At 32.5% G+C, this 14,586-nt stretch carries 10 protein-coding genes; 6 read left to right on the plus strand and 4 right to left on the minus strand.

Features of this window, described 5'->3' with window-relative positions; genetic code table 11:
• Window positions 1-6 precede the first annotated feature (6 nt).
• Window positions 7-720 (minus strand): 16S rRNA (uracil(1498)-N(3))-methyltransferase, encoded by a 714-nt coding sequence (locus tag ACHRVL_RS13395; protein WP_129054922.1) that lies wholly within the window; start codon window positions 718-720, stop codon window positions 7-9.
• A gap of 3 nt (window positions 721-723) precedes the next feature.
• A complete protein-coding gene (gene tsaD / locus ACHRVL_RS13400; RefSeq protein ID WP_395413554.1) occupies window positions 724-1,746 on the minus strand; it encodes a tRNA (adenosine(37)-N6)-threonylcarbamoyltransferase complex transferase subunit TsaD in 1,023 nt (340 codons plus the stop codon).
• Between the two features lie 207 nt (window positions 1,747-1,953).
• Between tsaD and ACHRVL_RS13405 the strand changes: the two genes are divergently transcribed.
• From ACHRVL_RS13405 to ACHRVL_RS13425, 5 genes are all read left to right on the plus strand, one after another.
• Complete coding sequence (locus ACHRVL_RS13405; RefSeq protein WP_395413556.1) at window positions 1,954-6,459, plus strand: translocation/assembly module TamB domain-containing protein; 4,506 nt, start codon at window positions 1,954-1,956, stop codon at window positions 6,457-6,459.
• Between the two features lie 307 nt (window positions 6,460-6,766).
• Complete coding sequence (gene pfkA, locus ACHRVL_RS13410; protein WP_089052798.1) at window positions 6,767-7,753, plus strand: 6-phosphofructokinase; 987 nt, start codon at window positions 6,767-6,769, stop codon at window positions 7,751-7,753.
• A 97-nt stretch (window positions 7,754-7,850) separates the two neighbouring features.
• Window positions 7,851-8,855 carry a type I glyceraldehyde-3-phosphate dehydrogenase gene (gene gap / locus ACHRVL_RS13415; RefSeq protein WP_089052799.1) on the plus strand — a complete coding sequence of 335 codons (1,005 nt, stop codon included), beginning with the start codon at window positions 7,851-7,853 and terminating at the stop codon, window positions 8,853-8,855.
• A gap of 129 nt (window positions 8,856-8,984) precedes the next feature.
• Window positions 8,985-9,836 carry an N-acetylglucosamine kinase gene (locus tag ACHRVL_RS13420; RefSeq protein WP_089052800.1) on the plus strand — a complete coding sequence of 284 codons (852 nt, stop codon included), beginning with the start codon at window positions 8,985-8,987 and terminating at the stop codon, window positions 9,834-9,836.
• 10 nt (window positions 9,837-9,846) lie between these two features.
• The gene (locus tag ACHRVL_RS13425; RefSeq protein WP_089052850.1) at window positions 9,847-10,221 is read left to right on the plus strand and encodes a methylglyoxal synthase; all 375 of its coding nucleotides are present in this window, start codon (window positions 9,847-9,849) and stop codon (window positions 10,219-10,221) included.
• On the opposite strand, the gene ACHRVL_RS13430 is transcribed toward ACHRVL_RS13425, so the two are convergent.
• Together ACHRVL_RS13430 and ACHRVL_RS13435 are read right to left on the minus strand one after the other, a co-directional pair.
• Window positions 10,202-10,582: a Rid family detoxifying hydrolase gene (locus tag ACHRVL_RS13430; RefSeq protein ID WP_089052801.1), complete on the minus strand. Its 381-nt coding sequence runs from the start codon at window positions 10,580-10,582 to the stop codon at window positions 10,202-10,204. The genes ACHRVL_RS13425 and ACHRVL_RS13430 overlap by 20 nt on opposite strands.
• An 86-nt stretch (window positions 10,583-10,668) precedes the next feature.
• On the minus strand, window positions 10,669-13,407 hold the full coding sequence (locus tag ACHRVL_RS13435) for a putative LPS assembly protein LptD (protein ID WP_395413560.1): 2,739 nt from the start codon (window positions 13,405-13,407) through the stop codon (window positions 10,669-10,671).
• Window positions 13,408-13,456: 49 nt separating this feature from the next.
• Between ACHRVL_RS13435 and ACHRVL_RS13440 the strand changes: the two genes are divergently transcribed.
• Window positions 13,457-14,584, plus strand: coding sequence for an N-acetylmuramoyl-L-alanine amidase (locus ACHRVL_RS13440; protein ID WP_395413563.1), 1,128 nt, complete (start codon window positions 13,457-13,459; stop codon window positions 14,582-14,584).
• The last annotated feature ends 2 nt before the right edge of the window (window positions 14,585-14,586 follow it).

The raw sequence follows: 14,586 nt of genomic DNA on the forward strand, positions 1-14,586 counted from the left end.
TAACAATTAGTTTGAAACTTCATTAAAAAATACAACACTATGACAAGCTACAACTGCAGCAGTTTCAGTTCGTAATCGAGTATTTCCTAAAGTTACCGGTTGAAAGTTATTTTCAATAGCCAATGCAATTTCCTTGTCCGAAAAATCGCCTTCAGGACCAATTAATAAAGTTACATCTTCGTTTGGTTTTAAGGCATCTTTCAAAGATCTTTTGTCTGTTTCCTCACAATGTGCGATGAATTGTAAACCTTTATTTTTTTGTTTAATGAATTCTTTAAAAGAAACAGCATCATTTAGTTTTGGAAGAAAAGTTTCATTTGACTGCTTCATAGCCGATAAAATGATTTTTTCAAAACGCTCTAAGTTAATAACTTTTCGTTCAGAACGGTCGCATATAATTGGCGTAATTTCTTGAATTCCAATTTCGGTGGCTTTTTCTAAAAACCATTCAAAACGATCATTCATTTTAGTTGGCGCAACAGCTAAATGTAAGCGGAATTTTGGTTCTGGCGATTTTTTTATAGAAAGCACTTCAACAATGCATTTATTATCAGAAGCCAAAGTTATTTCGGTTTCAAACAATAAACCCGAACCGTTTGTAACATGAAGAATATCTGAATCTTTCTTGCGTAAAACTTTTATAATATGTTTGCTTTCTTCTTTATCAAAAGAAAAACTTTTTGTTGTTTCGTCTATGTCAGGATTGTAAAATAATTGCATAATTTAAAATTGAATTCTCGCTTTTGAAACCACCGCAGAAGTTTCAAAATGTTTTGATAAGTATTTTTGATAACCTACAATTCCAATCATTGCAGCATTATCGGTAGTATATTCAAATTTTGGAACAAAAGTTTTCCAGCCGTATTTACCTTCACTTTCTTTAAGTCTGGTTCTAATACCTGAGTTTGCCGAAACACCTCCGCCAATTGCAATTTGTTTAATTCCTGTTTCTTTGACAGCAAGTTTTAATTTATCCATCAAAATTTCAATAATAGTATATTGTATTGAAGCACAAATATCATTAAGATTCTCTTCGATAAAATTTGGATTTTCAAGTTTATTCTTCTGAATAAAATATAAAATTGCTGTTTTTAATCCTGAGAAACTAAAATCTAATCCTGGAACTTTTGGTTTGGTAAATGCAAATGCTTTAGGATTTCCTTCTTTTGCATATTTATCAATTAATGGCCCGCCGGGATAAGGAAGACCAAGAATTTTGGCACTTTTATCAAAAGCTTCACCAACAGCATCATCAGTTGTTTCTCCGATAATTTCCATATCAAAAAAGCCGTTTACTTTTACAATTTGAGTATGTCCGCCGCTGATTGTTAAAGCTAGAAATGGAAATTCTGGTTTGTCAAAACCTTCTTCGTCTATAAAATGCGCCAAAATATGGGCATGCATATGATTTACAGCAATTAACGGAATTTTTAATGCTAATGCTAATGATTTACTGAAAGAACTTCCTACCAATAATGATCCCATTAAACCAGGACCTTGTGTAAAAGCGATCGCAGTTAGCTGTTCTTTTTGTACATTTGCTTTACGAAGTGCAGCATCAATTACAGGTACAATATTTTGCTGATGCGCCCTCGAAGCTAATTCAGGAACAACACCGCCGTATTGGTTGTGAATTAACTGGTTCGCTACAACATTTGAGAGTACTTTGTCGTTATGTAAAACTGCGGCCGCAGTATCGTCGCATGAACTTTCGATGGCAAGAATAAAAACCTCTGGATTTTGCATATAAAGGCACAAATTTTGAATTATATTTGACAAATCAAATTTTCAATTTTCTTTGATTGTAAGGAGAAGCCAAAATTAAAGAATTTTTATCAAAACAGTCGTCCTTTGTCTGTTCAAAATAAATTAATACAAAAACAATAATAAAAAGCAGTTATCAAACGAATTAAGAAAATAGTATCCAGAACCCTGATTGGCTTAATTTTACTTTTGCTGGTACTTGCTATCACATTGTCGCTGCCTGTTGTACAAACAAAAATTGCACGATACATAACTGAAACTCTGAATACTGATTTTAAAACAAACATCAGTGTAGAGAAAACAGCAATCAATATTTTTGGTGGAGTAAAACTTAAAAAAGTCCTGATTTTAGATCATCATAAAAAGACTTTAATCTATTCTGATCTTATTACTACAGATATTTTAAGCATTAAAAGATTGCTTGACGGCGATTTAATTTTTGGAGATCTTCGTTTAACGGGTTTGATTTTTAATTTGAAAACCTATAAAAATGAAAATGAAAACAATATTAATAAGTTTATTAAATTGTTTGAAACGGGAAAAAAAACGCCGAAATCTGATAAGCATTTTCTCTTAACAGCCCGAAATGCTTATATCTCCAATGGTAATTTTTCGGTTATTGACGAAAATAAAAACACACCAAGATTTCTAGATTTTAAAAAGCTGAATGCTTATATCAGCGATTTTAAGTTGTATGGTCCTGATGTAAATACCACTATTCATAGATTTTCCTTTTTAGATCATCGAGGTTTATATGTTTCAAACTTTGCAGGTAAATTCAGTTATACCAAAAAACAAATAAAAGTTGAAAATTTGGCCATAAAAACAAAAAGATCGTGGATTTATGGAAAAGCAATTTTAAATTATAAAATCACCGATTTTCTGGATTTTACAGATAAAGTTCAGTTTGATGTAGCTTTAGATTCGTCTTCGATTGCTTCAAATGATATTCGTTATTTTTATGACGGACTTGGAAAAAATCAGCATTTTAGAGTTAGAACTAAAATAAAAGGACCTTTAAATAATCTGAATTTAAATCATCTTAGACTAAGCGATTCTAATGGATCTAGAATTTTTGGAAATATTAATTTTAGAAACCTGTTAGGAAGCAAGACGCAAAAGTTTTCTATGAACGGAAAGTTCGATAAATTAATTTCGAGTTACGATAATCTAGTAGTTATACTTCCTGAGATTTTGGGCAAAAAACTGCCAAAAGAACTTAAAAAAATAGGCAAGTTCAATATTGTGGGTAAAGCCAAAGTTTCGACTACAGATTTAGAAGCTGCTTTTAAAATGGCAACAGATCTTGGTAATGGTGTTGTCGATCTGCATATGAATAATATGGATTTTATTGACAAAGCATCTTATTCAGGGAATATTGTATTAGATAATTTTAATGTAGGTGCATTATTAGACCGAAAGGATATTGGTAAAACAACATTAAATATAGACGTTGATGGTGTAGGTTTTACAGAGAAATATTTAAATACTAAGATAAAAGGTGATATTGCAAAATTAGATTACAATAAGTACACCTATAATAATATAGTGGTAAACGGGAATTTTAAATTGCCATATTATAAAGGACAGGTTTCTGTAAACGATCCAAATTTAAGTTTGACTTTTGACGGTATGGTCGATTTAAGTAAACGTGAGAGTAAATATGATTTTCACATAAATGTAGAAAATGCCGATTTAAGAAAACTTAGGTTTGTAGGCGATTCAATTTCTCATTTTCAAGGAGATGCTGTTGTCGAAGTTACAGGAAACTCAATTGAGAATCTTCAGGGGAATATTTTTATCAAAGATGCCGTTTATCAAAATCCAAAATCGACTTATATTTTTGATGAAGTTACTATAAACTCAGGCTTTGATGAAAAGAAGCTGCGTACCATAACAATTAATTCTACAGACGTTGTTGATGGAGAAATAGTAGGTAAATTTCGTTTCGATCAGTTAGATAAATTGGTTATGAATTCCGTAGGAAGTTTATATACCAATTACAAACCTTATAAAGTAAATAAAGGACAGTTTTTACGCTTTAATTTTAATGTATATAATAAGGTAGTCGAAATGCTGTATCCGGAAATGAAAATTGACTCGAGTACAGTTGTTCGAGGTAAAATAGATGCTGATCAAAATGAGTTTAAATTTAAGTTTAATTCGCAGCAAATTACAGCGGCCAAAAATACCTTTGATAATATAAGAGTCAGTGTTGATAATAAAAATGCACTGTATAATGCTTTCGTAGAATTAGACAGTATCAAAACGCCTTATTATAAAATACGTGACTTTAATTTAATTAACGTTACCGCAAAAGATACTTTGTTTGTAAGGTCTGAGTTTAAAGGAGGAGAAAAAGGAGAAGATTACTTTAATCTGGATTTGTTCCATACCATTGATAAAAACAAGAATAACATTGTTGGGATTAAGAAATCTGAAATGAAGTTCAAAGATTATCTATGGTATTTAAATGAAAATTCAGAAAAAGACAATCAGATCGTTTTTGATCAGTTTTTCAAGAATTTCACCTTTGACAATATAGTTCTGTCGCATGAAGATCAAAAAATTGATTTAAATGGAGTGATAAAAGGCAAAGACTATAAAGATCTGGTTTTGAATTTTGAAGATGTTGATATTAATAAGATTACGCCTTTAAATTCGAAGTTTGTATTTAAAGGTAATTTGAACGGAAATGTAAATTACAAGCAGAATAAAGATGTTTATCAACCCACGGCAACAATTTCGATCGATAAGCTGAATCTAAATGAAATAGATTTAGGGACTTTGAAATTTGATATTGTTGGTGACGAAAGTTTCAGAAAGTTTACCATAAATTCTTCTATTGTAAATGGTTTTGCGGAGTCGTTTAGAGCAAATGGTACTTTTGCTATAGAAAATAAAGAAACGTTTTTAGATTTAAGTTTAAAGTTAGAAGGATTTAACCTCGCGACTTTAGGAAAAGTTGGCGGAGATGTTTTGTCGAATGTACGAGGTACAGTTTCAGGAAATGCTGCAGTCGTAGGAAATTTGAAGAAACCTGAAATCAACGGAAGACTTTATGTTGAAAAAGCAGGAATGACAATTCCGTACTTAAATACCGATTATGAACTTAGTGATCGAACGGTAATTGATTTAACAGATGAGAAATTCTTGTTCAGAAACAATCAATTGACGGACACCAAATTTGGAACAAAAGGGTTGCTTAACGGAACAATTGAACATCATAATTTTGGAGATTGGAAACTAGATTTAACCATAACTTCTAAACGTTTATTGGCTCTGGATACAAAAGACAGTGAAGATGCGGCGTATTTTGGAACGGCTTTTATAAACGGAACAGCAAGTATAAAAGGCCCTGTAGATGGTTTATTTATTAAAGTAGACGCTAAATCTGAAAAAGGCACCGAAGTCAAAATTCCGATAAATAATTCGCAAAGCGTAGGAGAAAGCAGCTGGATTCATTTTGTAACGCCAAAGGAGAAGTATAATTTAGAAAATGGTATTGTCGAAAGAGTAAAAAACTACAATGGATTGGAATTGGAGTTTGATTTTGATATTACACCAGATGCTGAAGTTGAAGTAATTCTAGATCGAAATTCCGGACATGGTATGAAAGGGAAAGGTTATGGATCGCTGTTGTTTAAGATTAATACACTTGGTAAGTTTAATATGTGGGGAGATTTCCAGGCGTACGAAGGAACTTATAATTTTAAATATGGCGGTTTAATAGATAAAAAATTCTCTGTTAAAAAAGGAGGATCTATTATTTGGGAAGGAAACCCAATGAAAGCGCAGTTGAATCTTGAGGCAGTTTATAAAACATCAGCAAATCCTGCGGTATTGCTTGATAATACCTCTTCATTCAATAAAAAAGTACCAGTAGAAGTAGTTATTGGTTTAAGAGGAGATTTAGCAAGCCCGGAGCCTAATTTTGATATTCAGTTTCCATCGGTGAGCAACGTGCTTAAATCTGAAATACAGTATAAATTAGACGATAAAGATATTCGTCAAACACAAGCGCTTTATTTGTTGTCTACAGGTTCATTTATGAGTACAGACGGATTTAGCCAAGGTGATTTATCTGGAACGTTAACGGAAACGGCTTCGAGTTTATTAGGCGGAATTATAAAATCAGACAATGATAAGGTTAATATCGATTTAAACTATATTTCTGCCGATAAAAGGTTAGGGCAGGAAGCAGATGGTCAGTTTGTAGCGAATATTTCTTCTCAGATCAACGAAAGAATTACAATTAATGGTAAATTAGGAGTACCGGTTGGCGGTGTTAATGAATCTGCAATTGTAGGTGATATTGAAATTTTGTATCGTGTAAATGATGACGGATCAATGAATCTTCGTTTGTTTAATAAAGAGAATGATATTAATTATATAGGGCAGGGAATTGGTTATACACAAGGAGTTGGTATTTCGTACGAAGTCGATTTTGATACTTTTAGCGAATTGGTAAACAAAATGTTTAAAAATCATAAATTAGAACGAGCCATTAAAAACTCTGATGATTTTCAAGATTCTAATTTAAATCCTGACTTTGTTAATTTTACCAACAAAAAAGAATCAGAGAAGAATAAGAAAGAAGCTGAGAAAAATAAAAAGAAATCTCAAAAAGAAGAAGAGAAAAAACCAGAGCCTAAAAATAACAGTGAAGGATTAATTCCAGATAACGATTTTTAGCCGATTGTTAAAAAAATGCTATTTCAAACCCATTATTTATATAATGGGTTTTTTTATGCGTATTTTAGACAATTAATAATTTTTCAGCTTAATAGAGTTTATGTGTTTTTTGTAACACTTCATTTGGCTATTGTTAGTTTTAAAGAATTAATTAAAAAAAGAGAGTTTTATTATTTTAAATGAAATTTTTCCAGCCAAAAAACTTATTAACGAAAACGTTTGAATTTAACATATTTTACTAATTTATAATAAACAGAACCCGAAAAGTGGTGAATGTTTGCTAATTTTACACTTTAATACTTAAATAATGTCAAAAACAATAAAAAAAGTAGGTGTTCTTACCTCAGGAGGAGACTCACCAGGAATGAATGCTGCAATACGATCAGTTGTTCGAACATGTGCTTATCATAATATAGAATGCATAGGAATTTATAGAGGTTATCAAGGAATGATCGAAGGCGATTTTAAAGAAATGGGCCCTCGAAGCGTTAATAATATAGTAAATAAAGGAGGAACGATCTTAAAATCTGCTCGTTCTGTTGATTTTAGAACACCAGAAGGTAGAAAAAAAGCACACGAAAATTTAGTAAAAGCTGGGGTTGATGCTCTAGTTGTTATTGGAGGAGACGGAAGCTTTACCGGAGGTCTAATTTTCAATGCAGAATATGGTTTTCCTGTAATGGGAATTCCTGGTACAATTGATAATGATATTTATGGTACAAGTCATACATTAGGTTATGACACCGCATTAAATACAGTAGTAGATTGTATCGATAAAATTAGAGATACTGCAAGTTCACATAACCGTCTGTTTTTTGTAGAGGTTATGGGTAGAGATGCAGGACATATAGCTCTTAATGCCGGAATTGGCGCTGGTGCTGAGGAAATTCTTATCCCTGAAGAAGATTTAGGTTTAGATAGATTATTAGATTCTCTTCAAAAAAGTAAAGCATCAGGAAAATCATCAAGTATAGTTGTTATTGCTGAGGGAGATAAAATTGGTAAAAACGTTTTTGAATTAAAAGACTACGTTGAAGCTAATTTACCGGAGTATGATGTTAGAGTATCTGTTTTAGGACATATGCAGCGTGGTGGTTCACCATCTTGTTTTGATCGTGTACTAGCAAGTCGTCTTGGTGTAAAAGCAGTAGAATCTTTGATTGAAGGAAAATCAAACTACATGGTTGGTCTTAAAGAAGACAAAGTGTCGTTGACTCCGCTGGAACAAGCAATTAAAGGTAAATCTGAGATTGATAGAGAATTATTGAGAGTGTCAGACATCATGTCTACATAATTATATAAGACAAAGTTTAAAAAAAGGAATGAAGTTTATTGTGAGGAAATTAGACTTTAAATTAGTGTAATAAAAACAAAAGCAAAAAATTAGTAAAATGTCAAAAGTAAAATTAGGAATAAACGGATTTGGACGTATCGGAAGAATCGTTTTTAGAGAAACTTTCAATAGAGATAATGTAGAGGTGGTAGCAATCAACGATTTGCTAGATGTAGATCACTTAGCTTACTTATTAAAATATGATTCAGTTCACGGTCGTTTCAACGGAACTGTAGAAGTTAAAGAAGGAAAATTGTATGTAAATGGAAGAAATATCCGTATCACTGCAGAAAGAAACCCAGCTGACTTAAAATGGAATGAAGTTGATGTAGATGTTGTTGCAGAATGTACTGGTATCTTTACAACTATCGAAACTGCAAATGAGCACATCAAAGGTGGTGCTAAAAAAGTAATCATTTCTGCTCCTTCAGCTGATGCTCCAATGTTTGTAATGGGAGTAAACCACGAAACTGCAAAAGCTACTGATTTAGTTGTTTCTAACGCTTCTTGTACTACAAACTGTTTAGCTCCTTTAGCTAAAGTTATTCACGATAATTTCGAAATCGTTGAAGGTTTAATGACTACTGTTCACGCAACTACTTCAACTCAAATGACTGCTGACGGACCTTCTAGAAAAGACTGGAGAGGTGGACGTGCTGCTGCAATTAATATCATTCCTTCATCTACTGGAGCTGCAAAAGCAGTTGGAAAAGTAATTCCTGCTTTAAATGGAAAATTAACTGGAATGTCTTTCCGTGTTCCTACTGCTGACGTTTCTGTAGTAGATTTAACGGTAAAAGTAGCTAAAGAAACTACTTACGAAGAAATTTTAGCTGTATTGAAAAAAGCTTCTGAAAACGAAATGAAAGGTATCTTAGGATATACTGAAGATGCAGTTGTATCTCAAGATTTCATCTCTGATAAAAGAACTTCAATCGTTGATGCTGGTGCAGGAATTGGATTAAATTCTACTTTCTTCAAATTAGTATCTTGGTATGATAATGAGTACGGATACTCAAGCAAATTGATCGATTTATCTGTACATATTGCAGGTTTAAAATAATATTATATATTTTTGCAGAATCCCGTTATGTCAAAATAACGGGATTTTCTTATTTTGTTTCGTCTTTAATTATTGTAAAAAACACACTTATAGTTTATTGAAGAAAAACTAATCCAAAAACTAAATAAAATGAAATTAATAGTTGATAGTGGATCTACTAAAGCCGATTGGATTGCAATTGATGATAATGGAAAAGTATTATTCACCACACAAACCTTAGGATTAAATCCTGAAATTCTAGACGCTCCGGAAATCATTGAAAGATTAAACGATCGTTTTGATATTTTGCAAAATAAAAAAAATGCAACCCATTTGTTCTTTTACGGAGCTGGCTGTGGAACTGACAGAATGAAAGAAGCGCTAAAGCTGATCTTTCAGGATTATTTCACTAATGCAATTATTGACGTACAAGAAGATACTTATGCTGCCGTTTATGCAACAACACCAAAAGGTGAAGAAGCAATTGTTTCTATCTTAGGAACAGGTTCTAACTGCAGTTATTTTGATGGAAAAGTATTGCATCAAAAAGTGCAGTCATTAGGGTATATCTTAATGGATGACTGCAGCGGAAATGTTTTTGGAAAAGAATTAATTAGAAAGTACTATTTTAATAAAATGCCAAAAGAATTAGCGGTAGAGCTTGAAAAAGAGTACGACGTTGATCCTGATTTTATTAAAAACAAACTATACAAAGAACCAAATCCAAATGCTTATTTGGCAACTTTTGCAAAGTTTTTAATCAAACACAAAGACACAGAATTCTGTAGAAAAATTATTTTCAAGGGAATGAAATCTTTCGTTAAAAACTACATCAAACAGTTTGATAACTGCAAAGAAGTTCCTGTGCATTTTGTAGGTTCTATTGCATTTTATCTAAAAGATGAATTACAAGAAACTTTTGATAAATATGAACTTCAATTAGGGAATGTTTTAAGAAGGCCAATTGATGGATTAATTGCGTACCATGTTGCTAACCAATAGTTCTGGATTTATGGAAATTGCAATCATTGCTCACGATGGCAAGAAAGCTGATTTGATCGATTTTTTGATTAAAAATAGTGATGTATTACATCATGAGTCCATAAAACTTATTGGAACAGGAACTACTGGAGGAAAAGCTGAAGCTGCGGGATTTAAAACCCAAAGAATGCTTTCAGGACCTTTAGGCGGTGATGCGCAGATTGCAGGCAGAGTAGCGGAAGGAATTACGAAAATGGTTTTCTTTTTTAAAGACCCTTTATCAAGTCATCCGCATGAAGCAGATATTAATATGTTAATTCGCGTTTGCGATGTACATAATGTGCCGCTGGCAACAAACGAAGCAACGGCACAATTATTATTAGATGCTATTGCACTGCGATTATAGAAATCTCAACATTTACATTTTTTGGCAGACATGCCACTTGAACCGTTTCACGTGCTGGAGCGGTTTTTTCGTTAAAATAAGAACCGTAAACAGTATTTATTGCGCCAAAATTGTTCATATCCATAATAAAAATAGTCGCTTTAACTACATTTTCAAAAGTCATATCTGCAGCGTCTAGAATAGCTGCAATATTTTCCATTACTTGTTTCGTTTCATCGTTGATGTTGTCAGTTACCAGCTCGCCCGATGCTGGATTTATAGCAATTTGTCCAGATGCATAAAGTGTGTTTCCTGATAATACAGCTTGATTGTAAGGTCCAATTGGAGCAGGAGCCTTATCGGTAAAGATTATTTTTTTCATATGTAGATACTTATTTGTTTTTAAACAATTATGGTATAGTAGTTATTAAGACCTTCTAATCAAAATAAAACAATTAAGCAAATGGCTTATCGATTTGAAGTACTTCGCTTATTCCATTTAATGTCGCTCAACATACCAGATTTAATTCCGATAAAGAAGTTCCAGTTAGAGTTTGTTCCCATAGGAGACCAGTTAAAAGCCATTCTCCAGCTTAACAAGTCTCTTTCAAAACGAAATTGCGTAAAAGTAACCCCTTTTTGAACAAAATCAAATCCAGTCGAAACCCCGCCTTTCCATTTAGGTGTGATATCCATGTTCATAGAAACCATGATTGAGTTTCCGGTTATTTTATTCTCTCTGTTAGCATTCGAGTATGTCAATGAGTAAGCAAGCGTCATGTCCCAAGGTAATTTTGAGCTGAAGAACTCCGTAATTACATCTTTATCGTCATCTTTTTCGTTTGCAAATTGGCTGTTTCGACTGTCGTTTAGGTCTGTATTTGTACCAAATAAATCATCATTACGACCACCATTTCGCTGACTTTGGTTGTTTTTTTCTTTATTATCTCCTCCCTTATTCGAAAAAGAGTAGTTCATTGTAATATTTGCGCTGGTCATTCTAAATAAACTTCCACCATTATCAATGTTGTAAATGTTCATTACATTTCCTGCATTATCGATTGCATAAGGGTTTAAAACAGCTCCAAAATTGACATTCATTTTGTTTTCGAAAAACTGTGTTCCACCGCTTACAAGAATAGGCTGGAAAGCCAATGTTTCTTTTCCGTTTGCGTTAAAATTATAACTTGTACTGAAGTTTAAATTGTTTAACAGCATTATTTTTTTAGGCTCTGTTTTTGTGCTGTCACGATCTCTTACTTTAGCTTCAAAGGTGTTGCTTAAAGAAAAACCAACAATGTTGGAATTGTCTTTTCCAGGTGCGCCGTAAATACCGTTTGCAAAACGAGAATATTCATCTGTAGAAATTTTTCCTGCAGCATCAACAGTATAATGATCGTAATATCTTTCGAAGCTCGGCGTATAAGAGTAAGTAATACTTGGTCTCATAACGTGACGAATAGACTGAATTCTTTTATCGGCCCCAAAATTAAACGTACCATAAATTGTAGTACCTAAATTAGTGCTGAAGTTGTAAGTTCTATAAGAGTCAAAACCATTTACAGTCTTATCTACAACCGCACTTTTATCTACATCGTAATTCTTTTCAATTGTTTTGGTAACCCAAGTTTCTTGGTAATTTGTAGAAGCTCCTGCACTAAAGTATTTGAATATTTTAAAATTGGTACTGATTGGAATAGAATGCTGCATACCAATTTTCGCATCTTTAAACATTTGCGGTTTAAAGAATAAAGAATCTGTTGTTTTAAATTCGTTTTTTCCAGTTACATTATATTGTAAGTTTATGTTTTTTATAAAACCTTTTTTTACCCCGTCTTTTCCAACAAAAGGGTAAACACGATCAATACTACCTTGAAGATTAGGCAGTGTCATGATGATGTCCTCAGTTTGAGTATTTTGCTGATGCGTAGCAGACAACGATATACGTGAACCTGGAATTGTATTAAATGTTTTGTTGTATGAAATAGACGAACTTAAAGTATTATTTAAGTTAGATCCTATGTTGGCCTGATTGATAGATCGCTTAAAGTATTTACTGCTACCCATATTTACAGAAGCAGAAAAACTCGAATTAGGATTTGATTTTGTATCCTTTGAGTGCGACCATTGAATGTTGTAGATGTTTTGTTTAGAATAATCTGGATATCCTCTTTCGCTGTTTATAAGGTTTTCAAAACGAATATTAACGTTTCCTCGATATTTATACCGTGTCGCATAGGCCGATTCAAATCGCATAGCGTAACTCCCGTTTGTATAATAATCTCCTAAAACCGTTAAGTCGTAATTGTCGCTTAAAGCAAAATAGTAACCTCCGTTTTGTAAAGAGAATCCACGAGTATTTGAGTCATTGTAACTTGGTATAATAATACCAGAAACACTTTTTTCCTGACTCATCGGAAAGTAGGCGAAAGGCAGAGCTAGAGGTGTAGGAACATCTGCAATAACCATATTGGTTAAACCAGTAATAACTTTTTTACCTGGAATAAATTTTACTTTATTCGTTTGAAAATAGTATTCAGGATTATCGATATCTTGAGCAGTTGTAAAGCGAGCACCTCTTAAAAAGTAAACAGAGTCATTCTCTTTTTTAGTAACAGCTGCTTTTATTTTAAACTCGCCTTGTTCTGTTCTTGAGTTGTAAATTAAGGCTTTTTTTGTTTTAAAATTAAAACGTATAGAATCGGGTTGAACCTCGCTTGCTCCTTGTTTGAAGTTTGGATATTGAGTTAATACACCTGCAGAATCTTTTATTCGACCTGCATAAACTTCATCTTTTTCATAATTAAGTACAATTATACCAGATTTTAGTTCAACATCTTTATAATACAATTCAGCTTCATTATAAAGAGTAATGATTTTTTTCTTCTGATCTATTTTGGCGTAATCCTTTGCTTTGTATTTTACTTTCCCGTCTAAAAAAGTCTTCGTTGGCTTAATGCTGTCTACTTTAATAGTATCAATAGGTTTAATTTGAGGCTTATCTGTTTGTTTTACAGCAGGCAAAGGCTTTTTTTTGGATTTTATCTCTTGTGAATATAATTTACCACATCCTGCAGATAGGAAAAATGATAATAAAACGATATTAAATAAGTTTGTGTGCAAAGGTTTAAATGCTATTTTTGTAAAATTATGGCTTGTTTTTTGACATGTCAAACTTACATATAATTTTTTGGCAAAAATAATCAATTATAAAAATTATAGCAGTTGCGTTTTATTAAAATTAACTTTTAGATTTATGAATAGATTGAGCAAAATTAAGGTAATCTTTACTTTTTTTCTAACAATAATGTCTTTTTGTGCTTACAGTCAAGCTAACGTTTTTAAGGTGACACTTGATGCAGGGCATGGAGATCATGATTTTGGCGCTGTTTACAGCGGACGGATCGAAAAAAATATCGCCTTAGCAATTGTTCTAAAAGTTGGAAAAATTTTAGAGCTTAATCCTAATGTTAATGTTATTTATACGCGAAAAACTGACGTTTTTATTGATTTAGTAGAAAGAGCTAATATTGCCAATAGAGCCAATTCAAATATTTTTGTTTCTATACACTGTAATGCTAACAAAAATACAGCGGCAGACGGAACAGAAACGTATGTAATGGGTTTGAGTAAAGTTGCATCAAACTTAGAGGCTGCAAAAAAAGAGAACTCTGTAATTACTTTAGAGAAAGATTACAAACGTAAATATGAAGGTTACGATCCAAACTCTCCAGAATCTATGATTGGCATGACTTTAATGCAAGAAGAGTATTTAGATAACAGTATTTCGCTTGCAAGTAAAATCGAAGATAATTTTGAAAAACTTGGAAAAAAATTAAGACAAGGCGGAGTAAAACAGGCGCCATTTATGGTGCTTCATAAAGCTTATATGCCAAGAGTTTTAGTTGAAACAGGATTTATCTCTAATCCAACCGAGGGAAATATTTTGAATTCGGAAGAAGGACAAGATGAAATTGCCAAAGCAATTGCAGAGGCTATTTTGAGTTATAAAAGAGAGTATTTTGGTTCAGGAACTCCTGAGGCAATAGAGGCTCGACCAGTAAGAGATACGTCTACTCCGGCAAAGAATAAAGTTGTAGAATCTGCTGCAGTGAAAAAAAATGTCCCAAAAGGCACTTTTTTTAAAGTACAGTTAATTGCCAGCATTAAAAAAACACCTTTAGAAGCTAAAAATTTTAAAGGATTGAATAATGTAACCATGTTATACGAAAACAATATTTATAAATATTTCTATCAAGAAACTTCAGATTATGAAACTGCAAAGAAATATTTGCAAGAAGCTAAGAGTAAGGGATATGGAGCTGCATTTTTAATTGCGAATCGTGATGGTGAAAAAATCAGCATTCAAGACGCCATTAAATAATA

The organism is Flavobacterium sp. FlaQc-28, from assembly GCF_044007415.1.
Classification (GTDB): domain Bacteria; phylum Bacteroidota; class Bacteroidia; order Flavobacteriales; family Flavobacteriaceae; genus Flavobacterium.

Excerpts from the sequence above, each read along its gene's own strand:
- ACHRVL_RS13440 (WP_395413563.1), top strand. The coding sequence starts at position 13,457 with ATGAATAGATTGAGCAAAATTAAGGTAATCTTTACTTTTTTTCTAACA.
- ACHRVL_RS13425 (WP_089052850.1), top strand. The coding sequence starts at position 9,847 with ATGGAAATTGCAATCATTGCTCACGATGGCAAGAAAGCTGATTTGATC.
- ACHRVL_RS13395 (WP_129054922.1), bottom strand. The coding sequence starts at position 720 with ATGCAATTATTTTACAATCCTGACATAGACGAAACAACAAAAAGTTTT.
- ACHRVL_RS13430 (WP_089052801.1), bottom strand. The coding sequence starts at position 10,582 with ATGAAAAAAATAATCTTTACCGATAAGGCTCCTGCTCCAATTGGACCT.
- ACHRVL_RS13420 (WP_089052800.1), top strand. The coding sequence starts at position 8,985 with ATGAAATTAATAGTTGATAGTGGATCTACTAAAGCCGATTGGATTGCA.
- pfkA (WP_089052798.1), top strand. The coding sequence starts at position 6,767 with ATGTCAAAAACAATAAAAAAAGTAGGTGTTCTTACCTCAGGAGGAGAC.
- gap (WP_089052799.1), top strand. The coding sequence starts at position 7,851 with ATGTCAAAAGTAAAATTAGGAATAAACGGATTTGGACGTATCGGAAGA.
- tsaD (WP_395413554.1), bottom strand. The coding sequence starts at position 1,746 with ATGCAAAATCCAGAGGTTTTTATTCTTGCCATCGAAAGTTCATGCGAC.